We start from the raw sequence: 26,586 nt of genomic DNA, 5'->3' as shown, positions 1-26,586 counted from the left end.
GGACTTCGGTCCGGCTTCATGCGTTACGGGAGGCAGCCATTCGCTCACATCAGAGAGTGAGTTCGCCCTCGTCTTCGCCCGCCCAATAGTGGATGCGCTCGGCGCTTACCTTGATGAGAACGATACCGGGCGTCTGAAAGCCCTCTACGAACCACTTCTCGATATCTTCGTTCCAGTGGCTTTTCATTGCCGGCTTCTCGCGGATAAGTTCAGCGCGGCCCTCCACGGCCACGAAGAACGGCGGGGCACCGTCCGGCTGCGAACTGCCGGTGAAGGTCAGTGCAACGACAGGATCGGCCTCGATCTCCTGCACCATGTGCGTCTTTTCGAGTGTGAAGTAGTAGCTGTCTCCGTCGAATTGCACGTCCCGGTTGTTGCTCATCGGCCTCGCGGCAATCTTGCCGTTCAGCGAACGTGTCGACAGCATCGCGAAATCGATCTTGGCCATCCTCGTTGCAAGGTCATTCAACGTAAGTTCGCTCATCCGTTTCCTCATACGTGGTCTGGTTTTTGGATGCGACTTGTACCGCAACGTTCATGCCGGTCATCGGCTGTCCGCGCTTCGAAGCGCACGGTTGAAGGAGCGCGCTCAAACTTCCGGACGCGCCCTGCTCCTGAGTAGCTGGAGTAGAAAAAAGACCCGCAGATTCACGCGGGCTTTCGCGTTTGCAAAAGCTGCAAGTCTTTCACACTGCTTTCCTATGCCAGTAAGCGACGCCGAACGCTGCTCTCGACCGTGATCGATGAATGCGTGACTCGCTGGAGTGTCGGCTTTGGCTTTTTCACTGCGCCTCTCGTCGTCTAATGGGCGGCGGACTTATCCACGACGAAGACACATGATGTAGCGCCAGCGGTGCGCGACAGAACGTGTCGTACGCAGCGGGACCGTCCCGACTTCGCGGAGATGATGGCCGTTCGCGAGCCCACCTATCGCGCAATCTCACATGCTCACCGAGCAGTCACTCGATCTTGGCATGGCAAGCCACCGCAGAGAAGCCGCACGAAACTCCCCGGGAAACGACTCTGTCAGCCACAGTCAAACGCGACGATCGCATGGCAAACGACTGTCTACATCACCGACTCGGCAGTCTCCGATTGGAGTGCTTTTTGCAGTGCGCGGACCGGCCGCATGCTGAACCTCTACCCGGCTCTAAAGCTAATGCGCGTGACGCTGACAGCGCGGTCGTGGTGCGCGGATTGCGCAAGCATCAGGACCGGGCGAAGCAGGCCGGGGGACTTATGACGCGCCGCGTACCGTTGGACGATGAGCAGGAGTGTGCGTTCTGGAGGACGGGTGCGCAAGCCGAAGGGGCGACCGAGGATCGGCGGATACTCATTGGTCACCAGGATGAAGCGATCGGTGCATCGCTCACGTTGCTGCTGGCACTGAAGAAGTATCAAGTCGTTCACGCCAGCAAAATCACCGAGCTACGGCGCTACATGGAGAGCTGGCGCCCTCATGCGCTCATTCTGGATACCCGGCTGGATGCGGATGCTCAATATGCGTTTGTCCGGAGTGTGCGCAGGGACGATCATGCCGGCAGGCTGCTCATTCTCGCGATGAGCAACATCTATCCGCTGGATTCGATCTCGACCTTGAAAGAAGCCGGTTTCGATGGCCACGTGCGGCGGCCGTGTTCGGTATGGCGCGTGACGGATTTGCTGGACAGTCATTTTCACCGCTGCGATGACTGACGGCCACCGCCGCCTGTCGAACGGCGGCAACACGAGGTGGCCTTCATGTCTTCGCTCGGAAAGATGAGGACAGGCTTTGCTGAAGCCGCTGACGAGACTTACGCCGCGTCGGCCGCCGGTGCTGCCGCTTTCTCGATGAAAGCGCAAACGGCTGCGGTCACCTGCGCGGTCGTTGCCGTGCCGCCGAGGTCGCCGGTATGAAGCGACTTGTCCGCGGTCACTGCTTCGACCGCCTGCATCACGCGCTTCGCGGCATCGAATTCGCCGAGTTGTTCGAGCAGCATGACGACCGACCAGAACGTGCCGACCGGATTGGCGACGCCCTTGCCCATGATGTCGAACGCGGAACCGTGGATGGGCTCGAACATCGACGGATAGCGGCGCTCCGGATCGATGTTGCCCGTCGGCGCGATGCCCAGACTGCCGGCGAGCGCGGCGGCGAGATCGCTGAGAATGTCGGCGTGCAGGTTGGTGGCAACGATGGTGTCGAGCGACGCCGGGCGGTTGACCATGCGCGCCGTCGATGCGTCGACCAGTTCCTTGTCCCATTTCACGTCCGGAAACTCCTTCGAGACTTCGAGCGCGATCTCGTCCCACATCACCATCGCGTGACGCTGGGCGTTGCTCTTGGTAATGACGGTCAGGAGCTTGCGCGGACGGGATTGCGCGAGGCGGAACGCGAAACGCATGATTCGCTCGACGCCGGCGCGTGTCATGATCGACACGTCCGTCGCAGCCTCGATCGGATGACCCTGATGCACGCGTCCACCGGCGCCGGAATATTCGCCTTCCGAGTTCTCGCGCACGATGACCCAGTCGAGCTCTTCCGGCTTGCAGCGTTTCAGCGGCGCGTCGATGCCCGGCAGAATGCGAGTCGGACGCACGTTGGCGTACTGATCGAATCCCTGACAGATTTTCAGGCGCAGGCCCCACAGCGTAATGTGATCGGGAATGTGCGGGTCGCCCGCCGAGCCGAAGAGAATCGCATCTTTGTCGCGGAGGGCATCGAGACCGTCCGCCGGCATCATGACGCCGTGCTTGCGGTGATAGTCGCCGCCCCAGCCGAAGTTTTCGAACTCGAATGTGAATGACTTCGTGGTCTTGGCAAGTGCTTCGAGCACTACTACGCCAGCGGGTACGACCTCCTTGCCGATGCCGTCGCCGGGGATGGTCGCGATGCGATACGTCTTCATGTCTGCGTCCTTCAGGTGTCGTCGTGTAAGTGAACTTTACCCCGCTAAGGACGCAAGAACCGGTGCTAAACTCAAAGCATCTTTAACCTGCATTCACAGGTGGACTCTTGCGCGACGCCGTCCAGCCGTCCGATCTGAGCTTCTTCGCGACGCTCGCCGCCTCGGGCAGCCTGAGCGCCGCGGCTCGCGAATTAGGGCTGACGCCGGCGGCAATCAGCAAGCGCCTCACGCAGATGGAGAACCGGTCAGGCGTGGCGCTGATCAATCGCACGACTCGCCGGATGACGCTGACCCCAGAGGGCGAGCTCTATCTCGAACACGCGCGCCGCATTCTCGATGAGATCGACGAGCTGGCGGAATTGCTTGGCACAGCCAAACATAATCCAAGGGGCTTATTGCGAGTGAATGCGACGCTCGGCTTCGGACGCAGTCATGTCGCGCCGGCGATTTCGCGGTTCGTCGCGAAATATCCGCAAGTCTCGGTACAGCTTCAGCTGTCGGTCACGCCGCCGCCGCTGACTGACGACACCTTCGATGTCTGCATCCGCTTCGGCGAGCCGCCCGACGCGAGAGTCGTCGCACGGCGTCTCGCTGGCAATCGACGCTTGCTCTGTGCCGCGCCGTCGTACATTGCGAAGCACGGACTGCCGACGACCGCGCACGATCTGACGCGCCACAACTGCATCGGGATTCGGCAGGGAGACGAGGCCTATGGCGTGTGGCGTCTGACTTCTGGCCGGGGCGCTTCACGCAACGCCGAAGCCGTGCGAATCAAAGGCACGCTCACGACCAACGACGGCGAAATCGCCGTGAAGTGGGCGCTGGAGGGACACGGCATTTTGATGCGGGCCGAATGGGACATCAGGCAGTATCTGGCCGATGGTTCGCTCGTTGCCGTCCTTCCCGATCACGATACGCCGAACGCCGATATCTTCGCGGTGTATTCGCAACGGCATCAGCTGTCGAATCGCATTCGCGCGTTCGTCGACTTCATCGCAGAGGATCTTCAGAGCGAAGCCAATGGCGGCGCTGGATGGTCAGTCACGCGCGGCACCAGAACGGATGTTCCGAGCGACGGTGCTGAATGACCGTTGGCGTCAGGAGTCGTTGCAGTCCCTTGAAACCGACATCTGACTGCATAGCCCCCCCGAATGACAACAAGGCCGCGCGCTGCTACGTTTTAGGGCTGAACGGGCCGAGTCGGCTGTGGCTAACGGGCACGTTTCCCGCAAGCCGAAGCTCGCCGATGCCCGCACCGAAGCTTCGTCCAATCACGGCGCGTCGAAGAACCGATTCCGCGGCCTCGGCAGCCCCAGATGCTCTCGCAGCGTCGTTCCTTCGTATGCGCGCCGGAAGATGCCGCGCCGCTGCAACTCCGGCACCACCTTCGTGACGAAGTCATCGAGTCCGGCGGGCAAGGTCGGGAACATGACGTTGAAGCCGTCGCTGCCCTCCTCGACGAGCCACTGCTCCATCTCGTCGGCGATATCCGCGGCGGTGCCGACCATCTGCAAGCCCGAATAGCCACCCACGCGCTGCGCGAGTTCGCGAACAGTCAGCCCTTCGGCGCGCGCCATGTCGATGACGCGTTCCCGCGCGCTCCGGCTCGCGTTGGTCTCGGGGATCTCGGGCAGAGGGCCATCGAGATCGAACGACGATACATCGTGTCCCAGCGCGATCGACAGCGAAGCGAAGCCGCTGTCGTCATGCACGAAGGTATCGAGCAACGCGCGCTTTTCGTGCGCTTCGTCTCGCGAGTCGCCGACCACGACGAACGCGCCCGGCAGAATCTTTAGATGGTCTCGCGCGCGGCCGGCGCGCTCGACGCGGCCCTTCACATCGGCGTAAAAACGCTTGCCCGCCGCGAGGGTCGGCTGCGCGGTGAACACGGCGTCGGCGGTTTCGGCGGCGAGCTGTTTGCCGGCTTCCGACGATCCCGCCTGCACCACGACCGGCCAGCCCTGCACCGGCCGCGCGATGTTGAGCGGCCCGCGCACCGACAGATACGGTCCCTGGTGGTCGAGCACGTGCAGCTTCTCCGGGTCGAAGAAAAGGCCGCTTTCGGTATCGCGCACGAAGGCGTCGTCGGCCCAGCTATCCCAGAGGCCCGTGACGACATCGTAGAACTCGCGCGCGCGCCGATAGCGCTCGTCGTGTTCCATATGCTCCTCGCGGCCGAAGTTGCGTGCTGCATCCGGATTCGACGTAGTGACGAGATTCCACCCGGCGCGACCGTCGCTTAAGTGATCGAGGGACGCGAAACGGCGCGCAATGTGATACGGCTCGTCGAACGTGGTCGATGCCGTCGCCACCAGCCCGATGCGTTCGGTCACGGCGGCGAGCGCGGAGAGCAGCGTAAACGGTTCGAACGAAGTCGCGGTATGGCTGCGCTTCAACGCATCCACCGGCATGTTGAGCACCGCCAGATGGTCGGCCATGAAGAACGCGTCGAAGCAGGCCGCCTCCAGCGTCTGTACGAAGCGCTTCAAATGACGGAAGTTGAAGTTGGCGTCGGCGTAAGCGCCTGGGTAGCGCCACGCGCCGGTATGCAGGCTGACCGGGCGCATGAACGCGCCGAGATGGAGTTGTCGTGAGTGCGGCATCGCATGGTTCGGCAGAAGTGGATTCGCGCCACGGTACTGCAACTGGCGAAAACGTGCTCGGATCGGCTGGGAGTTTGCTTTTGAATCCGCAACGAATATGGCTAGCACGAAAACGGCACAACGCTTATGCCGTTGGCGCTCGCATGCTATGCATGAAAGATTCGTAGCCTTGGAACGCGAAGTGCCTATAGTCGATGGCTTGATCACATCACTTCACTTCACTTCCCCCGCTCCATGACACACACGTTCCATCGTCGCCGGCTGGTCGCGACCGCCCTTTCTTTGCTGCTCGGCACTGCCGCCTTCTCGCCCCTTTCGACGCAAGCCGAGACACGCGAAGTCGTTATCGGCTATCAGGATATGGTCGTGCCGTGGCGCTATGCGCAGGCAAGCGGCGCTGTCGAGAAGGCGACGGGCTACAAGGTGACCTATCGCAAGCTCGGCAGCGGCGCGGACGTCATCCGCGCGCTGGCTTCGGGTTCCATACAACTCGGCGAGGCGGGATCGAGTCCCATCGCGGCCGGGCTTTCGCAAGGCGTCGATCTGTCGCTCTTCTGGATTCTCGACAATATCAACGACGCCGAAGCCCTCGTCTCGCGCAACGGCTCGGGCGTGAGCAAGCTCGCCGATCTCAAGGGCAAGACGCTCGGCGTGCCGTATGTGTCGACCTCGCATTTCCATGCGCTCGTCGCATTGCAGCAGGCGGGCGTCGATCCGTCGGCGGTGAAGATCGTCAACCTGCGTCCGCCCGAAGTAGCGGCCGCTTGGGAGCGCGGCAACATCGACGCGACCTACATCTGGGATCCGGTGCTCGCCCGCGTCAAGCAGAACGGCAAGGTGCTCGTCACCTCGGGCGAAGTCGCGAGACAGACCGGCAAGGCGACCTTCGACGGCTTCGTCGCGTCGCGCAAGTTCGCACAGGACAACGCGGCGTTCATGGCGGGCTTGGTCAAAGTGCTCGCCGATACCGACGCCCAATATCGCGATCACAAAGCGGACTGGAGCGCGGGCTCCGCGCAGGTAAAGGCCGTGGCCGCGGAGTCCGGCGCGAACGCCGCGGACGTGCCCGCGAGCCTGGCGCTGTACGCCTTCCCGACCGCGGGCGAGCAGGCGTCGCCGACCTGGCTCGGCGGCGGGCAACAGTCCGGCGCGGCGAAGTCGCTCGCCGCGACCGCGCAGTTTCTCAAGCAGCAGGGCACCATCCAGAACGTGCTGGCCGACTACTCTGCCGGCGTCGAGCCACGCTACGCGCAGCAGGCCGCGAAATGACGGCGCTTGCCATCCGCAATCTCGGCGTCAGTTACGAAGGCGCGAGCACGCCGGCGCTCATGGGCGTCGATCTGCACATCGGCAGCGGCGAGTTCGTCGTGGCGCTCGGCGCGTCCGGCTGCGGCAAGACCACGCTGCTCAACTGCCTAGCTGGCTTTCTCGATCCGACCGAGGGCGAGGCATCGCTCAACGGCGAGCCGATCACCGGACCGGGCGCGGACCGCGGCGTGGTGTTCCAGAAGCACGCGTTGATGCCGTGGCTCGACGTGCTCGACAACGTGGCACTCGGCCTGCGTTTCCGCGGCATGAAGCGCGCCGAGCGCCATGAGATCGCGCGGCGCACGCTCGCGCTCGTCGGCCTCGCGGAGCATGAACGCGACAAGGTGTACGCGCTTTCGGGCGGCATGCAGCAACGCGTCGGCATTGCGCGCGCGCTGGCGAGCGATCCCGAAGTGCTGCTGATGGACGAACCGATGGGCGCGCTCGATGCGCTCACGCGCGAAAGCGTGCAGGAGCTGATACTCGACGTGTGGGCGCGCACCGGCAAGACCGTGTTCTTCATCACGCATAGCGTCGAAGAGGCGCTCTTTCTGGCGACGCGGCTCGTGCTCATGACGCCCGGCCCGGGACGCATCGAAGAGGTGCACGAGCTGCCTTTCGCGCGCGAATACGTTCGCAGTCGCGATGCGCGCGCGGTGAAGTCGTCGCCCGCGTTCATCGAATGGCGCGAGCGGCTGACGCGTCGTTTGCATCGAACGGAAAAGGAGGCGGCGTGAACCGGCCGGCTTCCGATGCGTCGTTCTCCGGCGCAACGGCGGCGTCGCGCCAGACGCGGCGAACCGCCCGCGCGAAACGCCGCGCGCGCTATCGAGGCATGCCCGGCGCGGGACCGACGGCGGTGCCGAGCACGCTGTGCGTCGCTGCGCTGGCGCTGCTCTGGTGGTCCGCCACGCATTTCGGGTGGTTGCCGCCGCTCTTTTTGCCTTCCCCGGAAGCGGTATGGCGCGCATTCGTCGACGCCTGGCATGGCCGCCTTCAGGGCGGCCTGCCGCTCGCCGACCATTTGCTGTGGAGCGCGATCCGCGTGTTCGGCGCGTTCGCGCTGGCGGTCGTCACCGCGGTGCCCGTCGGCATCGCGATGGGCGTGAGCCGCATTGCGCGCGGGCTGCTGGACCCGCCCCTGGAGTTTTATCGGCCGCTGCCGCCGCTCGCGTATCTGCCGCTCGTCGTCATCTGGTTCGGCATCGACGAGACCGCGAAGATCGTCGTCATCTGGCTCGCGTGCTTCGCGCCCATTGCGATGGCCGCGCGTGCCGGCGTGCGCAGCGCAAGCGCCGAGCAGGTGAACGCGGCGTGGTCGCTCGGCGCGAACTTCCGGCAGGTGGTGTGGCACGTCGTATTGCCTGCGGCGCTGCCTGAAATACTGACGGGCTTGCGCATCGCCGTGGGCTTCGGCTGGACGACGCTCGTTGCGGCCGAGATGGTTGCCGCCACGGCCGGCCTCGGCCAGATGGTCCTCAATGCGTCGAGCTTTCTGCGCACGGACGTGGTCGTGATGGGCATCATGCTGATCGGGGCGATTGCGTGGATCTTCGACTACGGCATGCGCGCGCTGGAACGGCGGCTCGTGCCGTGGAAGGGACGTTAAAGGTGCTTGCAGGAATTGCGGTGCTCGATTGTCGGGATTGCTGTCGTCGTGCGGCGCACGCGGTCGCACGACGTTTCGCCGCACGACGCTTGTCAGCAATCCGATGCTGGCAGCTATTGAAAGCTGCAAGCGCAGGTCGGCCGCGCGTCGGTGCGCGTATCGATCTGCGAAGCCGACTATCCGGCATCGAGACGGACGCTCGCGGCGCAAGCGTCATGCGACGGCTCCACGTCCTGTCGACGCCGCATGATCGTTCGCCCTTCGGAAGACGCGGAGAACACTACTTCCAGTGCGTGGACATTGCTCCCGCGGTTTCCGGCGCCGCCGCCCGCAGGAGCGACAGCGTGCCGTGAACGAGGCAGCCCCTTCAGCTCCCCGCCCCTTCTATTTACCACAGGCACACGACCGCCCAAGTGTCGTCGCTCGTCGAATCCACGCGAGGTCTCACAACGGCAGACGTAGCATTCATAAGCTGGTCCGCGCTTAAGCGGCTTCTGAAGATTTGTAAGAGTTGTTAAATGTCTGCGCAGACAAAAGTTCGGCGGCTAACATCATTCCAATGAAGCGGCGTTCGGTCTCAGACGAAGAACTGATCGGCGCCCCCTTGATTGCCATTCGCTTTTTGCGTGGCGAGGCGTGACGACTACGAATGAGACTGGTGCCCATGAGCGCTGGTCCGTGCATACCTGAGAGATTGCCATGATCGACTTTCACGGCGAAGCGACGTCCGAACTTGATGCAATGCCGACGAATAACGAGCTCGGCGCCACGCCTACGTTCCACGAAGCGAACGACGGAAAAAACGAAGCGCCCGCGCCGGCCTTGGGACATCGCGACGCCCCTGGGCTCAGTGCAATCGAGAAGGCGATCGCACACTGCGAGGAACAAGTCCGATTGCAAGCGGACCGGCTGTTGAGACAGATAGAGGCCGGCAACGACCCGACACACTCCCAGAAGCTACTGTCAATTTACCAATCCAGCCTCATCGCTTTGAAGCGATCGAGGGAAGCACTGCACAGCCAATACATCTTCCGATCGAGATTTCGGGTTCACTGACGACCGGCGCTGCGTCATGCACTGCGACGCTGGCCAAGTCCGACCGCTTGGCGATTGATTAGAATTCTCGTTCACGAGTCGCTTGCAAACGCCCATCGTTCAGCGACGGCGACGACCATGCGCCGAACCGCTAATGGCCTCTTCAGCGGCAGCCCACGCGGCATGGCACCGGGGAAGCAAAACGGGCTACCGTCGACATCACACGCAGACATCACTCAGTACTACCGAGCGACGTGCCGCTCCACGTCGCCGTGAATGGTCTTGCACCACGCAAGCACGCGTGTCCGAGAACCACTTCCTTCAAGCCGTCTTGCAAAATCTGCCATCCGACCGGTAAAACAATTTTCCGCAAGGCACGACGCTTCGTGACGCGCTTACAGGCAAGTCATGCATGACGGGTCCGTAACGGAAACTTCAACCACGCGCGACGACGTCGATTCACCAAGGCAGTAATTCTGCGGCAAGGCCTAACTTCAATGTAAGTTGCTGAAGTCAATGGTACCGAACTAGTGAGTCAACAAGGCACGGATAGCCGGCGGGCACGCGGATCGCTGCCTTACTCGCACGGGCGACATTGATAGGACGGCACTTCGTTATGCACTTAGTACTCCTATTGAACTACTTATATGGTGTTGCCGTACTGGCCAAAAGACTCTTTCATCTGCCTGACCACAAGGACGTTAGCGCCGAAAGCAACGTGTCGATAAACCAGGAGACCAACCGTCCGGCAGGTACGCCTGCGGGTGTTCGACGCCGGCAGCCGCAAACGCGCTTTCCGCGGCTCAGGCTCTTTGCAGTCGCCTTTTCAGGAGATAACTATGAAAGCAGTTGTATATCGCGGTCCTCGCCAGGTCGCCGTAGAAGACGTGCCTGATCCCAAGATCGAGCGCCCGACTGACGCCATCGTCAGAATTACCAGTACCAACATCTGCGGGTCCGACCTGCACATGTACGAAGGTCGAACCGACTTCGAGCAAGGGCGAATCTTCGGTCACGAGAATCTGGGCGTGGTCGAAGAGGTTGGACCGGCCGTGGAGCGCATCAAGCCCGGCGACTGGGTCTGCCTGCCATTCAACGTGAGCTGCGGCCACTGCGTGAACTGCGAGCGCGGCCTCACCGCGTTTTGCCTGAGCGCGAACGGGCCGGATATCGCAGGCGGTGCGTTCGGCTTTGCGGACATGGGACCGTGGCCGGGCGGCCAAGCCGAGTATCTCAGAGTGCCCTGGGCGGATTTCATGTCTTTGAAGCTGCCGCCGGGCGCCGAGGAGAAACAGACCGACTACGTGATGTGCGCCGACATCTTCCCCACCGGCTGGCACGCCACTGAACTAGCCGGCATGCGGCCCGGCGATTCGGTCGTGATCTATGGCTCGGGACCGGTGGGTCTCATGGCCGCGCACTCCGCCATGATCAAGGGCGCGCGCAGCGTCATGGTGGTGGACTGCCATCCCGACCGGCTCAAGCTGGCCGAATCGATCGGCGCCATTGCGATCGATTATTCCAAAGACGATCCGGTGCAGCGCGTCATGGACCTGACGCACGGAATCGGTGCGGACGTGGGTTGCGAATGCGTCGGCTACCAGTGTCACGATCCGGCTCCGCAACGCCAGGAGCATCCCAATCTGACGATGAACAATCTGGTGTCATCGGTCAAGTTCACTGGCGGGATCGGCGTCGTCGGCGTGTTCGTTCCCGAGGACCCGGGCGCGCAGGACGAACTGGCGAAGCAGGGAAAGATCGCGTTCGACTGGGGCAAGTGCTGGTTCAAAGGCCAGCACATCGCCACGGGCCAATGCAACGTCAAGGCCTACAACCGGCAGTTGCGCGACCTCATCTCAGTCGGACGCGCGAAGCCGTCGTTCATTGTTTCCCATGAGTTGAAGCTCGACGAGGCGCCCGACGCCTATCAACACTTCGACGTGCGCGAACATGGCTGGACCAAAGTTGTCCTGCATCCCGGAGGCTAGCGAAGCGACGCCGCGATCGTAGCGGCGACGGAGTCGAAGCACTTGTCGAGATCCATGGAACCGCGAACCGGCCAGCTACACCTTGAGCGATGCAGCCCACGGCGCAGTTCCGCGATTCATGGCCACGCGTGGCGTGAGCACGAACGTCGCGCTACATGTCAGCAATCTCGCTGCACGGAGCCCGTCCGCGTAGCGAGGCAGTGAATTCCCAGGAGCATTCATCATGGCAGGCAACATCGTTGCTATCGGATCGCACGGATCGTCGGGGCGCGGCCACGTTCCGTCGGGCGTCTCGCCCGGTGAGCTCATGCAAAGCATGGGTTGGATCCCGGTGGCGCTGAGCGCGGCCCTCATCGTCTCAGGACTCGTAGGCCGGAAGAAGGGTGCCGTGGCTCTCGCGCTCACGGCTTGCGCGGGCACGGCCGTGTTGAGCGCGGGGCGCGGTGTCCCGCTCCATCGCGGCAAAGCGAATGACAAGGCGCACAGCGGGATCGCCCGCCCCGAGCCCGAGGCGAAGCGTGTCATCACGATCGGCAAGCCGGCGGACGCGCTCCGTCAGCGCTGGCTCGATCCCCGCACGCTGCCGCAACTCATGGCCGGCTTCGCGACGTTGCACTCGATTGGAGACGGCCGCATGCGCTGGGAGATAAGGACGCCGCTCGGTCGACTCTACGAATGGGAATCGGAGATCGTCGATGGGCCCGGCGGAAGCATCGGCTGGCGCTCGCTGCCCGGCGCGGCCGTTCCGAACGAGGGTTCCATCCGCTTCGACGCCGCCCCGAACGACCGCGGCACGGTGGCGACACTGCATGTTCGATTCGATCCGCCCGGCGGCACGCTTGGCCAAGGCCTGGTTCAACTGTTGGGCGCCACGCCGCTGAAACTGATCGCCGACAACGCGCTGCGGCGCTTCAAGAGCCTCGTCGAAACCGGCGAGATTCCCACCACTGAGCGGCAGCCCGCTGCTCGCGAAACGAAGCGCTAAGGAGAACGACCATGCGAGCACTGTACTGGAACGGGGTCAATGACTTGCGCGTCGGGACTGTGAAGGACCCGGAGATCATCAACCCCCATGACGCGATCCTGCGCGTCAGCTTGTCGACCACCTGCGGCTCCGATCTCCACTTCATCGATGGCTATATCCCGACGATGAAGTCCGGCGATGTCATCGGCCACGAGTTCATGGGCGTGATCGAGGACATCGGCCCCGAGGTGAAGCGCTTCGCGAAGGGCGACCGCGTCGTCGTTCCTTCATTCATCGTGTGCGGACAGTGCTGGTATTGCCAGCATTCCCTCTACTCGTTGTGCGACAACACGCACCCGAAGCCCGAACTACAGGCACCGCTTTTGGGCGGACATACGACGGCCGGCATCTACGGCTACACTCACGCCTTCGGCGGCTATGCGGGCGCGCACGCGCAATACGTGCGCGTGCCGTTTGCTGACAACGACTGCTTCAAGATCCCCGATGGCGTAGCGGACGAGACCGCGCTGTTTCTTTCGGACGCTGCCCCGACCGGCTACATGGGTGCCGATTTCTGCAACATCCAGCCGGGCGACACCGTCGCAGTGTGGGGCTGCGGCGGTGTCGGGCTGATGGCGCAGCAAAGCGCGCGTCTGATGGGCGCGGAGCGGGTCATCGCGATCGACCGCTTCCCCGAGCGGTTGCAGATGGCGCGCGAGCATGCCGGCTCGGAAACGATCGACTATACGAAAGTCGACAGCGTTCTCGACACGCTCATGGAAATGACGGGCGGGCGCGGACCCGACGCGTGCATCGACGCCGTAGGGATGGAGGCGCATGGCACCGGGCCGCAATACGCGTATGACCGCGTCAAGCAGGCCCTGCGTCTGGAAACGGACCGCGGCCAGGCGCTGCGTGAGGCCGTGATGGCTTGCCGCAAAGGCGGCACGCTGTCGGTGCTCGGCGTCTACGGATTGATCGACAAGTTTCCGATGGGCGCCATCATGAACAAGGGCATGACGGTGCGCAGTGCACAGCAGCACGGGCAAGCCTATATGGACCGGCTGCTCTCGCACGCACAGAAAGGCGAGCTGAATCCCGCTTATCTCGCCACGCACCGCTTTTCGCTGGAAGAGGCGCCGCGCGGCTACGACATGTTCAAGCATAAGACCGACGGCTGCGTCCGTGCCGTATTCGCGCCGTGAGTTCGACGCATGTCGCCAGTGCCGCCCGAGGAGATACCACATGACCCGACTCAGAGCCGCATCCGCCCTTGTGGCGATAACACTTCTTGCGAACGCATCCTTCGCTCAGGAGCAATCCGGCGCTACACCAGACACGGCCCGACTCCAGCAGGTCGCCAGCTTCGAGCATCAGGTCACAGGCGTGACCGTTTCCAAGGATGGGCGCATTTTTGTCAATTTCCCGCGCTGGACAGAAGATGCGCCGATCTCGGTTGCCGAACTGACGCCCGACGGCCAGATCAAAGCCTATCCGGACGAAGAATGGAATTCATGGCGCAACGCCAAGAAGAACCAGTTGTCTGCCGGAGATCACTTCGTGTGCGTTCAGAGCGTCGTGGCCGATGCGCGTGGGAATCTTTGGGTCGTGGACCCGGCCGCGCCAGCGACGGCACCGCTCGTGAAGGACGGCCCCAAGCTGGTGAAAATAGATCTCAAGGCGAACAAGGTTGCGCAGGTGATCCGCTTCGACGACGCCGTCGCGCCTCAGGGAAGCTATCTGAACGATGTTCGTCTCTCGCCGGACGGGCGGTATGCCTATCTGACCGATGCCGGTGCCAAGGGAGCGCTCGTCGTCGTGGAGTTGCAGACCGGCAAGGCTCGACGCGTTCTCGACGGCCACCCGAGCACGCAACCGGAGAAAAACGTCGTGGTACGGACCGATGGGCACGAGTTGCGCCGGCCCGACGGACGTGGCGTCGAGTTTGCCGCGGATAGCCTTGCGCTCGCGCCCGATGGCGGCACGCTCTACTGGAAAGCATTGACCGGCCGCACGCTCTACCGGATCGCGACGAACGCATTGCAGAACGCGCGTCTCGCCGAGAAGGACCTCGAAGCTCGCGTGGAGCCCGTCGCGCAGACGGAGCCGACGGACGGTCTCTGGATGGATGCGCGCGGGCGGCTTTATTTGAGCGCTATCGAGCAGGACGCCGTCAAGGTTCGCGACGGGGATCGCATCGCAACCCTCGTTCAGGACAAGCGGCTACGCTGGCCCGACACGTTTTCTGAAGGACCCGACGGCACGCTCTATGTCACCAGCTCCCATATACAGGACATGAGCTGGTTCAAGCCCGAAAACGGCCCGCGCCTCCAGACGCAACTGTGGCGCATCGAGCGTTCCGGGGCGTCCCAGTAACACGCGCATGCGCGCGGACCGCCCCGCCTTCGAGAATCCCACGCGCTACTTGAGCGCGAGGACGAAATCGAACCGGGCCGCCTTTGGCTCGCTGCCCTTGTCCATCGCGACCAATAGCCGGCGATCGAACAGGGAATCCCGAGCGTTGCGCTGCTCGCCGGGAAAGTACAGTTGCGTGGTCAGAATGGCCCCGTTGGGCGGTTGCACCGTCACATGGATGTGTCTGGTTCGTCCGGGGTAAAGCCCGGGAAGGATCGTGTCCAGCCGGTACCGCCCGTCGGTGTCCGCGAATTGATGGCCGCGGAGCCGGAATCCCTCGAGATCGTACTCGCCGGCGTCGTCGGCGTGCCAGAAATCGAGCAAAGCCCTGGAAATCGCCCTGCACTGCGTCGAATACACCCGGCCAGTAAGGACGATCCTCGTTCCATCGATGCCGGGTTCGAGCAGCGATGCCCGTTGCGGCGAGTGCGGCAGGAAAAACGGACCCGCCGTCTGCTGCCGCGTCGGCTCGTCTTCGCCTGCGCAGGCGGGCGTCGCCGACACTTCGCCGGGCCGCCCATAGGCATCGCCGAGCGCCAGCAGCAGCAACGTCGACGGCAATGCCGCAGACTTGCGAAGAAAATTGCGCCGGCCTCGACCCGCGTTTCGTGTCTGCATGATGAGTGATCCTTGCGTTCCGGCCGTCCCGCCACTGCACCCGCGACGGCGGCCGCACGGCTTGCAGCATGCCGCTGAGCGCGGCGCAGCCTGGCTCGCCTGTACCCGTCATGGTAAGCCGGAATCGTCGTCTTGTCGGATGCGCAGAGCGAACAGGTAAAAGACCGAGATCGAACGCGAGTCGTCGAAAACCCGCCTATAAGGATCAGTGATTAAGCGCATCAGAATACGATATTAGACCTGAATCCGGGTTGTCCTTACAATTAGGTTTCTCTCAGGTTCGTCAACGGCCCTCGGATTTTGACGAACTTTCCGCGCTGCTCCGGAAACGGAGTCGGCGCTTTTTTTTGTTTGTCGCGAGGATGACTGATCGGTTGCAGGTCGGCGAAGTCCGAGCGTAGCGTTTGGCATCGCTGAGGATACCGAGAGATAGACGGCGACACCCAGAATGAAACGAGACACCTTGAAACAACCGGAGTCGAAGCGATGATCGTTCGCATCGCACAACACCCCCTGAAGCAGCGCTTGTTGTTCGGTGCTGCATCCACCGCCGTCGTGTTGCTGGCTCAGCAAGCGTTGACACTCGTTGCCCACGGACGGCTGACATTCCTCTTCATCAGCGCCAGCCTTCCGCTCATCACGGTGCTGTTCGGGGCGTTGTCGGGGCTGCTGCTTCTCGTAAGCGGCATCGCGTTCGGCGCGCTCTGGATGCAGCCTCTCGGCAGTTTCGCGGTCCCGCAGCAGGACGATCAAATCGTGCTGCTTGCGTACTCGGTGGTCGGCGCATTTCTGGTCACGGCCGGACAGCAATTGGCTAAAGTGGCCCGGCGCGCCGGAAAAGCAGAAGCGGCGACACGCGATGCCGCCGATCTGCTCTTGCAAGTCGAGCGCGACGCCCGGCACCGGTTCGACGTGGCCCTGGACAGCGCCGGCGTGCCGTTTTGTATCCTCACGCCCGTCGTGCGCGAACGCCGTATCGCCGAACTTCGATGGGACTACCTCAACGAGGCGGCGGCAGCGCTATTCAACCAAACCGCCGCGGTCGTGATCGGCAGCTCGACTTCGTTTGTGCGTCCCGCTGGCTGGGACGCAGACGTTCTGCTCGAGCGACTCGCGCCGCTTGCCGAGCGCCCGGGACGCGAGGCTTTCGACGTACGCGTCCAAGGTGAAAGCGGCGAACAGTGGTTTCATGTAGTCGCGGCGTCGCTGGAAGGTTCCGTCGTCGCCTGGTTTGTCGACGTCACGCCGCGCGTGCGCGCCGAACGGGCGCTTTCGGAGGCCGACCGCCGTAAAGACGAGTTTCTTGCCACGCTCGCGCATGAGTTGCGCAATCCGCTGGCGCCGATCAGGCAGGTTGCCGAGATACTCGAACAGCCGAGCCTGAGCGAAGAACGAAGAAGCTGGTGTATCGACGTGCTGCGCCGCCAGTCGGCCGCCATGGCGCTTCTCCTCGATGACCTGCTGGACGTGTCGCGCATCACGCGCGGGGCGCTGGAACTGCGCAGAGAAACGGTCGCGCTGCGGGAGGTGGTCGAGGAGGCGCTCGAGGTCGCGCGGCCGATTCTCGCAGGCAAAGGGCACGAGCTTGTCATAAAGCCTCCCGCCAGGCCATTGCATATCAAGGCAGATCGCCTTCGACTCGCGCAGGTGCTCGCCAACCTGCTGACAAACGCTGCGAAATACACGCCGCCGGGCGGGCGCGTCGTACTCACGGCGACGGCAAATGACGCTGAGATCGTCCTGTCGGTCGAGGATAACGGTATCGGTATCGAGCCCGACAAGTTGTCCGCCATCTTCGCTATGTTCTCGCAGGTGAATCGCGATCAGCACCGCCAGGGTGGTCTTGGTATCGGACTGGCGCTGTCGAAATCGCTGATCGAGTTGCATGGAGGCCGACTGACCGCGTCGAGCGGTGGAAAGGATCGCGGAAGCCGCTTCTCCATTCATCTTCCAGCCGCGTCGCGCGTGTTGTCACCGCCGGCTTCGCCGCGCGTCCCGGCTGCCGATCGTTCGTCGGTTCCGACGCATCGCATCCTGGTCGTCGATGACAATGTCGACGCAGCCGACGCAATGACGGCGTTCCTGGAAATGGAGGGGCACGAAGTACGGACCGCCTATTCCGGTGAGGAAGCCGTCGCGCTTCTCGGCCACTACAGTCCGAAGCTGATTCTGCTCGATCTCGGCTTGCCGGGGATCAGCGGAATCGACGTGGCTCGCCATATACGGGCAACACCTTCTACGAACGACGTGACGCTCATTGCCATCACCGGATGGGGTCAGCCGCAAGACCGGGCAAGCACGGCGGACGCCGGCTTCGACTTCCACTTCACGAAACCAGTCGATGTAGGTCAACTCAACCGCGCGATCGAGAGCGCCGTCCTCGCCACCTAGTGAAACGAGACGAGGTGCGCGCCGCCTGTCCCGCTGAACAAGCGGCAGGCGGTCGTATCTCAAGCGCTTCATGAACGCCATGCGCCGCACGTCTCGCCAATATAACGAGCGCGCGCGTTGGCGTTATCCGGGAAGCGGCCATTCAATAGAGGAACCTCAAAATCGCATGACGAGCGCGACGCCCGCGACCATCAACACGGTGCCGAGCGCACGCAGCCAGCTCAGCGGATGCTCGGCCACGCCGATCCATCCGAAGTGGTCGATCGCCACCGATGCGACCAGATTCGCGCAGATGGTCAAGCCATTGAGCGTGCCGACTCCCACTTTCTGCACGAGCGTCAGACCGGCAAACACCGCGACGGCGCCTACGATGCCCCCGAGCGGCGCCCACCACTTCATGCCGCGCAAAGCGTCGAGTGTCGGCAAGGGCGTCGGCTGTATGCAGAACAAGGCGATCGCGAGGAACGTGACAAGCAGGAACGACACGCTCGACGCAAGCCACGGATTGACGAGCGCGGCCTTGAGCTCGCCGTTGACCGGTGCGCCCGCAGCCTGAAGCATGCCGCCCACGATGATGAAGGGATAGATCCACGCGTTGCTCATTCTCGTCCTCCGTCTGTGAAGATCAATGCCCGGTCAGCAGCCGGCAGCCGAGCGCCAGAAGAAGCGCGGGAGGCATGACGACGATGCCGACCTTCAGGAACTGCATGAAGCTCACTTCCTCGCCTTCTCGCCGAATCGACGACAGCCAGAGAATCGTCGCCAGCGAGCCGGTGATCGAAAGATTCGGGCCGAGGTCCACGCCGATCAGCAGGGCATCGATGACGCGCTCGGGACTGTGCGCCTGCAAGGCCGTTGCGCTCGCGATGAGTCCGGCGGGCAGATTGTTGATCGCGTTGCTGCCGAAGGCGATGACGAGTCCCGATACCGCCGCCGTCATAGGCTGATCGTGCTGCGTCGACTGTCTCAGCAGCGCCGAGACCTCACGTATGACGCCTGTGTGATCGAGCACTTCGACCAGCACGAAAAGGCCCGCGACGAGCGGCAACACGCTCCACGAGATGTCGCTGACGAGCTTGACCGGTGACTCGCGCTCTTTGATCAACACGACCAGCGCCGTCAGGATGCCGAGAATCGCCGTCGGCAAACCGAGTTGCAGATCGAACGCCGAGACGATGAGCAGCGCGACCGCCGTCACGCCGATGCTCGCCAGCGTGACCTTGCCGTTCGCGCTGAGTCTTTCGACAGGGAGGTCGCGCGCGCATTCTCCGTCTAGCGCCTTACGCTGCGTCCAGCGCAACATGAAAAAAGTGGCGACGATCGACATCGCCGAGGGCCAAGCGAAGCGCGCGACCCAAAGACCGAGCGCCGGCGTGTGGTTCGCATAGAGCACGAGGTTGGCCGGGTTCGAGATCGGCAGGACGAAGCTCGCTGCGTTGGCGATGAACGCGCACACGTAGAGCATCGGGAGCGGCTTCGTTCGCGCTTTCCTCGCGGCGGCGAACACGGCGGGCGTGAGCACGACAGCGGCTGCGTCGTTCGACAGGAACGTCGTCACCACGACACCGACGAGATAGACCAGCAGAAAGAGCTTCCGAGGCGATCCGTGGGCATAGTTCACGGCATGGACCGCGACCCAGTCGAAAAGGCCTTCGCGACGGCCGAGTTCCGAAAGCAGCATCATGCCGATGAGAAACAGATAAACGTCCGTGCCCTTGCCGACCGCCTGCCACGCGAGCTGCGCAGGAAGCAGCCCGAGCGCGACGAGCATGACGGCGCCCGCCACCGCCCATATCGCTTCGGGCCAGCGAAATGGCCGCAAGATCACGCCGGCAGTGGCGGCGAACGCAATGCCCCATGAGAGAAAGGTCGGATTCATATGGCGAGACGAGATTCGTGAGTGACGTCGCGGCGAAGGCCGCACGCTTGCTTGAGCGTTTTGCCGAAGAGGAGCCACAGCGCGAGCGATCCCGTCGATACGGCGCCCAGCACGAGAAAGGCGCTCGCGTAGCCGAAGTGTTGCGCGAGCACGCCGCCGAGCGCGGGACTCAGCGCGGCACCGAGACCTTGCACCGTCATGACCACGCCCTGCCCGACATTCACCCGTCCCGTGCCCTGCAAGAGCCGCACGACCAGCGCAGGCACCGCGACGCTTTGCAGCCCCGCGCCGATGCCGTCGAGCGCCTGCACCGGCCAGACGCCCCACGCGGTAATGAACATCGCGGCGACCACTCCGCGCACTGGCAGCGCGAGAAACGTGATGAGCATCACGCCCCAGTAGCCGATTCGCTGGATCAGGCGGTTGGCGAAATACGCCGCGGCAACCATCACGAGTTGAGCGACGACGATGGTCTGGGCCGTGAACGCGCTCGGATCACCCTGATGCGCCGCGACGACCGCGAGGCCGTAGAGCGGCAGCATCGCCGCATTGCCCAGATGGAACATGGCGAGCGCCGCCGCGAGCAGCAGCAAGGGCCGGCAGGTCAACAAGACGCGAAAGCCGCTTGCATGTTCATGTTCATGCTCGTTCGATGCCGTGCCTCCGAGACCGCGCGCACTGTCGTGATCGATCGCGTCGCGCCGGATGAGCAGCGTCGCTATCACCGTCAGGATGCCGAACACGCCGGCGAGCACGAACACCGCGCCGAAGCCGTATCGCCATCCGAGCCAGCCCGAGAGCGCGGCGCCCACCACGTTGCCCGCATGATTGGCCACCTGATTGCGGCCGAACTGCCGGTCGAAACCCTTCTCGCGCACGATTCCCAAGGTCACGCCGGCCACGGCCGGACCGAGCGCGGCCCCCGTCACGGCCGTGCAAATCTGCGAAGCCGCCACGATCCAGTAACCATGCGAGAACCACAGCACGAGGGACGCGAGCGTGGTCATCACCCCGGCGATCACGATGATGCCGCGCTTGTGATGCGTGGCATCGACGAGAGCGCCGGCTGGCGAGGTCGCGAGCATCCCCGCGATGCCGCCGAGCGTCATGACCGTGCCGATCGCTTCGGGATGCCAGCCCTGCGCCTGAAGAAAGACGCCAAGAAACGGCCCGATGCCCGCCTGCACATCGGCCATGAAGAAATTCAGTCCTTCGAGCGCGTACTGAGGATTCATGGTTCACCAATGACGACCGTTCTTGTTGGGGCCGAGCTGCGAGCCGAGGATGCCGTGCTCGGGCCAGGGTTCCACGGCGTGCGCATCCGTGCCGAGCGCAGCGTGGTGCTTGAGATGCTTCTGCGCATGCCCTGCCGGTTGCAAGGTGATCGAGTCCTCGCCGCTTCGCCCGTCAGCGGTGCGGGCAGTCACCGTCAAGCGCGCCCGGTAACCTGTTACGGCAGCCGGAAGAACCGCTTGCCAGATGCCGGTCTCGTCCGCGCTGCGAGAGAACGGGATCGGCATGCCGTCGAGATGGCCGGTGACGGACACGACATCGTCATTGGAAACCAGCACGCGCACGCGCGTCGCGTCCACTTTTCTCGGCGCGGAGCGGCTGCGATGCAGTCTCCGGTCGGACGGACGCGTGATCATGACGAAGGGCCACGAGGCATCGAGCGGCTGGAACTTCCAGCTCACGACACCGCTATCCACCGCCGCGACGGAAAATCCCGGGCGACCATCGTCTTCTTCGATCTGTCCGGTCGAACGGGTCGCTGCGTAGACGACCCAACCGTCGTTGAGCAACTCGTTGTAGTGCGTATGCCCGGTGTCGACCATCGCGACGTTCGCGCGCGCGAACGCCGAAGCCAATGCGTGTCCATCGGCGATATCGCCGGGATAGGCGTGCATGAAGACGACGGGCGGATCCGGGTCGCGCGCGGAAGACGCGAGTTCTTGCTCCATCCACTCGAAATCAGGACCCGACAGCCTGAAGTCCGGCCCGCCCCGTCCGGCGGATACGACGTCCAGAAAGATGCACCGGTGGCCATTCACGATGCGCGACATCGGCAACGCGGCGTTCGCAAAGGCGTTGAAGGCGTCGAGATGGCCGGGCTCGAAGTCGTGATCGCCCGGTATCGCATGAAGCGGCAGCTTCAAGCGGGCCACTTCATCGGCTATCTTGCGGTACTGTTCGGGCGTGCCGTTGTTCGCGTTGTCGCCCGGAAGAAACGCGAAGTCCAACCGGTCGGACAAGTGGCGATTGACCAGGCGGATCATCGACTTCAGATGATCGAGACTCTCGTACTGGTCGTCGCCCGAGGCATGAAGGTCCCCGAAGTGCACCCAGCTCAACATGACACATGCTCCTTGAACGAATGGAAACCTCGTCAGGCCGCTTCGGGCGCGTCGATGAGTTCGGCAATTTCATCGACTTCGATCGTGCGGCCGCGCCGGTTTTTGACGCCGTGTCCCCAGGCGTGAACGTGCGCGCCCGGACTCAGGTAAGCCGCCAGCTCGGCCGCGGCATGAGGCGGCATGCGCAGCGACGTGCCGTCGTCCAGCAAGGCCCCGCGTAATTCGCCTTTCGGACCGAAGAGGGACAGCACCACTTCGCCGAAGGCTTCCATCGGTTTGCGTTCGACGTGCGGCTTGTGATGCTTCTCGCCGCCCGCATGCGGACCGTCGTCGAGAATGACCACGCCTCGGCGGGTGGTCAGCGAAACGGCGGCGATCATGTCTGCATGGCGAGGCTTGACGCCGCGCACGCGCACTTCATCGCCCAGCGCGACATGCCGCGCGAGTTGCTTCGACAAATGCGGAGGAAAGTGAACCTGACGTGAGCCGATAACGAGGCCGTCTATTTCACCGTGAGCATTGAATAGAAAGTGCGTGACTTGGCCGCGTGTTTCGGGAAGGCTTGCAGGGTCGATCCAGTGCATGTTCGTTGTCCTTAATGAGTATGAGTGATAGACGCTTGCGACAGCCCGCGTCAAGGCATGGGCGACGAGCGGTCGTAGAGCGGCGTCAGATTGCCCGGCGTGCCGAATGCCGTCGCCTGTAGCGCGGTGCCGTATTGATTGCGCGTGCCGTAGCCTTGCGCCGATACCGTCGCGCCGGCGCGAACCAGCGCCGCGAACCGTTGAGCCACGGGTGGCGTGAGTTTGATGACCGTGCCGTCGGACAGGATCACGCCATCGGGTTCGCCGCGAGGCGCACTCGTGACGCGCGCTACCTGTCCTTGCGCGCTCAGGCGCGAGAGTCCTTCCGCGCGTGCTTCGCGGGGCCACGCCGGCGTGCCGCGCATCGGCGGCTCGTCGATCACTTGCCGGCCGCTCTGTGTATCGACGATGCGTTGCGCCGCGAAGCTGCCGTCTTCGTCGCGCCGGCCAGTCACCTGTACGGGATCGCCTCGGCGAACGGCCGAAGTCAGTTGCGTGCTCATATGCGGAGGAAAGCGCACGAGCGTCCCGTCTTCGGTCATGAAGCCGTCCACATCGCCGTCCGGATTGGTCAGGAAGCGCGCGACGGTGCCTTGCGTGGTCGCCGTCGAAACGGCGTCGGCAAATGGGCCCGGCGCTGCGCCCGGACGTGGCGGCGCAGGCGGAGGCATCGGCGCGCCCGCGACGGCAGGCGCCGGAGCGTCGGACGATACCGGCCGCGGTGCCGGCGTTGCCGAGGCAGGCGCTGGCACTTGCGCCGCGCAGCCTGCGCTCGCCGCGAAGAGGACCGCAAGCACGGCGCTTCTCGGGCTGGGGTATCGAGTCGATTGCATGATTCACTCCTTGAATCTTGATGAGGAGTGAACTGCAAGGGCCATGCCATTCGAGAAACGCCGATAAATCAATGCGCCACGCGCGACAAGCCGCTCGATGTGTCAAGGAACCCGACAGCGGGTGTCCGCTTTGTTGACGTCTTCAGACGCCTGCCGAAGCCTCGGACATGCCGAGCGCCGACATGCGCGTATAGAGCGACTGCCGGCTGATGCCGAGCCGCCTTGCCGCCTCGGCGCGATTGCCGCCCGACGCCGACAGCGCGTGGACGATCAGCGCACGCTCCAGCTGCGCGACCGCTTGCGGCAGCGGAAGCTCGAGCAAAGCCTGCGGAATCGCGTCGTCTGCGTTAGTTCGCGCCGCGGTCAGGAACGCGAAATCGTCGCGCGTGAGAACCTGTCCGGCGCCAAGCGCGCTCGCCCGCTCTATCGCATTGGCAAGCTCTCGCACGTTGCCCGGCCAGGCGAACGTGGCGAGCATGCGTTGAGCGTCGGCCGACAGATGCTTGCGCGCGACATCGGTCGATGCCGCCGCGAGGAAGTGTTCGGCCAGCGGCAGAATATCGGCCACGCGCTCGCGCAGCGGCGGCATGTGCAACGGGATCACGTTCAGACGAAACAGCAAGTCCTGCCGGAACGTGCCTGCCTCGACCATCGAAGCGAGGTCGCGATGCGTGGCGGCGACCACGCGTACATCGACCGTGACGACCCGGTTCGTGCCGAGCGGCGTGACCTGCCTTTCCTGCAGCACGCGCAACAGCTTGGCCTGCATGGGCAGCGGCATGTCGCCGACTTCGTCGAGAAAGAGCGTGCCGCCATGCGCCTCCTCGACTCGCCCGCGCCTGTCACGCTGCGCCCCCGTGAAAGCGCCCTTCCCGTGTCCGAACAGTTCGCTTTCGAGCAGATCTTCGGGAATGGCCGCGCAGTTCACGGCGACGAACGGACCGCTCGCGCGAGCCGACGCGCGATGCAGCACGCGAGCGGCGATTTCCTTTCCGGTACCTGTTTCGCCGGTGATCAGCACGGTCGAGTTCGTGCCGGCGGCGCGGCCGAGGCGCTTCTGCACCTCACGCATGGCCTCGCTCACGCCGAGCAATTGCGGCTCGTCGGACGTGACTTCGTCCGCGAACGCGCGCGTGGCGGGCGTGTCCATCTGCGCCGACAGGACGCGATCGAGCAGCGCGGCGATCTCTTCGCGTCCGACCGGCTTGGCGAGATGCTCGAACGCGCCGAGGCGCATGGCGCTGATGGTGTTGTCGCTCGTCGCGTGCGCGGTGAGCATCACCACCGGCACGGTCTGCAAGCCTGGCGTCGCGCGCAGCGTCTCCAGCACGGCCACGCCGTCCGCGCCGGGCAAGCGGAAGTCGAGGAAGATGCAGGCAGGCGCCGTGCGCCCGCGCAACAGCTCCAGCGCTTCTTCGCCGGAACGGGCCTCGGCCGTCGAGTGGCCGAGGTCTTGCACGGTTTCCGCGAGGCCTTCGCGAAACGCGTCGTCGTCGTCGATGATCAGGATGGTCGCCATGGCAAGTCGATCACAAAGCGCGTCACGTTGGAATCGTCGGCAAGGTAAGCGCGGCCGCCATGCGCCGACGCTATCTCACGCACGACAGCGAGACCGAGACCCGACCCTTCGGGCCGGCCGGTCACGAACGGCTCGAAAATCCGCTCCCGCTCGGCCAGCGCCACGCCGGCTCCATTATCGATGACTTCCAGCCTGAGCCTTTCGCCCGCTTCTGCTTCGACGCCGTATGCGCGAACCGTCACGCTGCCGCCTGACGGCGCGTGCCTGAGCGCATTCACAAGGAGATTGTCGAGCGCGCGGGCGAGCTGCGCCGGATCGAAAACAGGCTGCGTCTTGCTCGCTGCGACTTCCACACTCAGCGCGACCATCCTGCTTTCGGCGCGCGATTCATGCGTATGAACGATATCGTCGAGCCAGGCGCGCAGATCGACTTCGCGCGCATGCACCGTCACCGATTGCGTCAGCGCGAGCAGGCTCGTCACCTGCGACTCGATGCGTCCCACTTGCTGGATGATCGTCCTCAACGCGGCTTCGCGGCGCGCGCCGTCGCCGGCCAGCGCGTTCTCCGCTTTGAGACGCATCGCGCCTGCAGGGTTGCGGATCTCATGCGCGATTTGCGCGGCCATCTTTCCCAGCATGCTGAACCGTTCCGCCTGTGCGAGCTTCCGGTTCAGCGCGTCGGCGTCGTGCTTGAGCCGCTCGGCGCGCTCGGCGTAACGGTTGAGCGCATCGACGATCTGATCCAGATCGCGCTCGCCGATGCGGTCGAGCCGTTTGCCGCGCTCGAATTCGCCGCCGGGCGCAAGCGCCTGTTCCAGCAGCGTGAGGTTCTGTCGCCAGCGCTTCAGCGTCAATGCGAGAAACAACGCGAGCACGACGATGACGGCGAGCACGCTCGCCAGAATAGCGGTGGCGCGCTCGCCGTACGGTCCGAGCGGAGGGCGCGCGCGCGTGAGCGTCCATGCGAACAGCGCCGCGTGCCGCGGCACGGGACAGGCCACCGCGAGCACCGCGTCCGTTCCGCTCGACACGGTCTCCGCGTGCAACGCTCCGGCGCTCGATGCGCTCTTGAGCGTACGAAGAATGAGCGGCGTCTCGGCTTCGGGAATGTCGCGCTTGACGCCGCTGCCGCCATAGGTAGGAAATGCGTATGCGATGAAGCCGTTGGACGCGTTCGACGGCGGCTGGCTGGTCCAGAAGCCGCCTTCGATGCCATCGGTCTGGACGAGCACGAGATCCAGCACTGCGTGCATCAGGTCGAGATTCGTCTCGCCGGAACGCTGCATCGACAGGTCATAACGCGACGCCACTGCCGTGCAGGCCGCCTCCGCTTGCTGCTTGGCGGTCACGACACGCTCGCCCAGCGCCGATGACAACATGAGCCATACCGCGACGCTCAGCAGACCGCACAGCACGGCGATCAACGTCCAGAGCGTGAGAAGCTGCGTGGAAAACGACGGTCTCGGCATGACAGGATCATCGGCGAACGGGGGTGGCGGCCTGTGAAGCAAGTCCTTTGCCAAGCGCAGCGCTTATCGACGCCGGGTTGGGGGCACGCGGGACCGAACCCCCTGTCGGAGCGGCGACGTCGCGCCCTT

The 26,586-nt window shown here is 63.9% G+C and carries 23 protein-coding genes; 11 read left to right on the top strand and 12 right to left on the bottom strand.

What is annotated here, in order from left to right:
* Positions 1–49 precede the first annotated feature (49 nt).
* Positions 50–484 carry a pyridoxamine 5'-phosphate oxidase family protein gene (locus NCR37_RS25250; protein WP_284507019.1) on the bottom strand — a complete coding sequence of 145 codons (435 nt, stop codon included), beginning with the start codon at positions 482–484 and terminating at the stop codon, positions 50–52.
* A 713-nt stretch (positions 485–1,197) separates the two neighbouring features.
* Between NCR37_RS25250 and NCR37_RS25245 the strand changes: the two genes are divergently transcribed.
* Entirely contained in the window at positions 1,198–1,695 is a 498-nt protein-coding gene (locus NCR37_RS25245) for a response regulator (RefSeq protein ID WP_250475538.1), read from the top strand.
* 98 nt (positions 1,696–1,793) lie between these two features.
* Here NCR37_RS25245 and NCR37_RS25240 read toward each other — a convergent pair whose 3' ends face one another.
* Entirely contained in the window at positions 1,794–2,888 is a 1,095-nt protein-coding gene (locus NCR37_RS25240) for a tartrate dehydrogenase (protein ID WP_250475537.1), read from the bottom strand.
* Between the two features lie 107 nt (positions 2,889–2,995).
* Here NCR37_RS25240 and NCR37_RS25235 point away from each other — a divergent pair, with 107 nt between their 5' ends.
* The gene (locus NCR37_RS25235; RefSeq protein WP_250475536.1) at positions 2,996–3,976 is read left to right on the top strand and encodes a LysR family transcriptional regulator; all 981 of its coding nucleotides are present in this window, start codon (positions 2,996–2,998) and stop codon (positions 3,974–3,976) included.
* Between the two features lie 183 nt (positions 3,977–4,159).
* On the opposite strand, the gene NCR37_RS25230 is transcribed toward NCR37_RS25235, so the two are convergent.
* Positions 4,160–5,491 (bottom strand): LLM class flavin-dependent oxidoreductase, encoded by a 1,332-nt coding sequence (locus NCR37_RS25230; protein ID WP_250475535.1) that lies wholly within the window; start codon positions 5,489–5,491, stop codon positions 4,160–4,162.
* 234 nt (positions 5,492–5,725) lie between these two features.
* Here NCR37_RS25230 and tauA point away from each other — a divergent pair, with 234 nt between their 5' ends.
* From tauA to NCR37_RS25190, 8 genes are all read left to right on the top strand, one after another.
* Entirely contained in the window at positions 5,726–6,760 is a 1,035-nt protein-coding gene (gene tauA, locus NCR37_RS25225) for a taurine ABC transporter substrate-binding protein (RefSeq protein ID WP_250475534.1), read from the top strand.
* A complete protein-coding gene (locus tag NCR37_RS25220) occupies positions 6,757–7,536 on the top strand; it encodes a taurine ABC transporter ATP-binding protein (protein WP_250475533.1) in 780 nt (259 codons plus the stop codon). The genes tauA and NCR37_RS25220 overlap by 4 nt, the downstream gene beginning before the upstream one ends.
* Positions 7,533–8,408, top strand: a complete 876-nt coding sequence (locus tag NCR37_RS25215) for an ABC transporter permease subunit (protein WP_250475532.1) — start codon at positions 7,533–7,535, stop codon at positions 8,406–8,408. The genes NCR37_RS25220 and NCR37_RS25215 overlap by 4 nt, the downstream gene beginning before the upstream one ends.
* A gap of 699 nt (positions 8,409–9,107) precedes the next feature.
* Positions 9,108–9,464 carry a hypothetical protein gene (locus NCR37_RS25210; RefSeq protein ID WP_250475531.1) on the top strand — a complete coding sequence of 119 codons (357 nt, stop codon included), beginning with the start codon at positions 9,108–9,110 and terminating at the stop codon, positions 9,462–9,464.
* A gap of 818 nt (positions 9,465–10,282) precedes the next feature.
* A complete protein-coding gene (locus tag NCR37_RS25205; protein ID WP_250475574.1) occupies positions 10,283–11,431 on the top strand; it encodes a glutathione-independent formaldehyde dehydrogenase in 1,149 nt (382 codons plus the stop codon).
* 223 nt (positions 11,432–11,654) lie between these two features.
* Positions 11,655–12,416 (top strand): SRPBCC family protein, encoded by a 762-nt coding sequence (locus tag NCR37_RS25200; RefSeq protein ID WP_250475530.1) that lies wholly within the window; start codon positions 11,655–11,657, stop codon positions 12,414–12,416.
* A gap of 11 nt (positions 12,417–12,427) precedes the next feature.
* The gene (locus tag NCR37_RS25195; protein WP_250475529.1) at positions 12,428–13,600 is read left to right on the top strand and encodes a zinc-dependent alcohol dehydrogenase; all 1,173 of its coding nucleotides are present in this window, start codon (positions 12,428–12,430) and stop codon (positions 13,598–13,600) included.
* Between the two features lie 40 nt (positions 13,601–13,640).
* Complete coding sequence (locus NCR37_RS25190; RefSeq protein WP_250475528.1) at positions 13,641–14,771, top strand: SMP-30/gluconolactonase/LRE family protein; 1,131 nt, start codon at positions 13,641–13,643, stop codon at positions 14,769–14,771.
* A 45-nt stretch (positions 14,772–14,816) separates the two neighbouring features.
* On the opposite strand, the gene NCR37_RS25185 is transcribed toward NCR37_RS25190, so the two are convergent.
* The gene (locus NCR37_RS25185) at positions 14,817–15,428 is read right to left on the bottom strand and encodes a dioxygenase family protein (protein ID WP_250475527.1); all 612 of its coding nucleotides are present in this window, start codon (positions 15,426–15,428) and stop codon (positions 14,817–14,819) included.
* Between the two features lie 486 nt (positions 15,429–15,914).
* Between NCR37_RS25185 and NCR37_RS25180 the strand changes: the two genes are divergently transcribed.
* Entirely contained in the window at positions 15,915–17,819 is a 1,905-nt protein-coding gene (locus NCR37_RS25180) for a hybrid sensor histidine kinase/response regulator (protein WP_250475526.1), read from the top strand.
* 156 nt (positions 17,820–17,975) lie between these two features.
* Here the strand turns inward: NCR37_RS25180 and NCR37_RS25175 are convergent, their stop codons facing one another.
* From NCR37_RS25175 to NCR37_RS25140, 8 genes are all read right to left on the bottom strand, one after another.
* Complete coding sequence (locus NCR37_RS25175; protein ID WP_250475525.1) at positions 17,976–18,422, bottom strand: DMT family transporter; 447 nt, start codon at positions 18,420–18,422, stop codon at positions 17,976–17,978.
* 22 nt (positions 18,423–18,444) lie between these two features.
* Positions 18,445–19,698: an arsenic transporter gene (locus tag NCR37_RS25170; protein WP_250475524.1), complete on the bottom strand. Its 1,254-nt coding sequence runs from the start codon at positions 19,696–19,698 to the stop codon at positions 18,445–18,447.
* On the bottom strand, positions 19,695–20,933 hold the full coding sequence (locus tag NCR37_RS25165) for an MFS transporter (RefSeq protein ID WP_250475523.1): 1,239 nt from the start codon (positions 20,931–20,933) through the stop codon (positions 19,695–19,697). Before NCR37_RS25165 ends, NCR37_RS25170 begins: the two co-directional genes overlap by 4 nt.
* Before the next feature lie 3 nt (positions 20,934–20,936).
* Positions 20,937–22,052, bottom strand: coding sequence for a metallophosphoesterase family protein (locus NCR37_RS25160; RefSeq protein WP_250475522.1), 1,116 nt, complete (start codon positions 22,050–22,052; stop codon positions 20,937–20,939).
* Between the two features lie 32 nt (positions 22,053–22,084).
* Positions 22,085–22,636: a hypothetical protein gene (locus NCR37_RS25155; RefSeq protein ID WP_250475521.1), complete on the bottom strand. Its 552-nt coding sequence runs from the start codon at positions 22,634–22,636 to the stop codon at positions 22,085–22,087.
* Between the two features lie 50 nt (positions 22,637–22,686).
* Entirely contained in the window at positions 22,687–23,469 is a 783-nt protein-coding gene (locus NCR37_RS25150) for a hypothetical protein (protein ID WP_250475520.1), read from the bottom strand.
* Between the two features lie 142 nt (positions 23,470–23,611).
* Positions 23,612–24,988 (bottom strand): sigma-54-dependent transcriptional regulator, encoded by a 1,377-nt coding sequence (locus NCR37_RS25145; protein ID WP_250475519.1) that lies wholly within the window; start codon positions 24,986–24,988, stop codon positions 23,612–23,614.
* The gene (locus NCR37_RS25140; RefSeq protein ID WP_250475518.1) at positions 24,973–26,457 is read right to left on the bottom strand and encodes a sensor histidine kinase; all 1,485 of its coding nucleotides are present in this window, start codon (positions 26,455–26,457) and stop codon (positions 24,973–24,975) included. The genes NCR37_RS25145 and NCR37_RS25140 overlap by 16 nt, the downstream gene beginning before the upstream one ends.
* Between the last annotated feature and the right edge of the window lie 129 nt (positions 26,458–26,586).

Origin of the sequence: Caballeronia sp. GAFFF1 (assembly GCF_023630705.1) — a bacterium.
Lineage (GTDB): Bacteria > Pseudomonadota > Gammaproteobacteria > Burkholderiales > Burkholderiaceae > Caballeronia.
The sequence above is the reverse complement of the archived record's forward strand: the minus strand, read 5'-3'. Positions and strand labels throughout refer to the sequence as shown.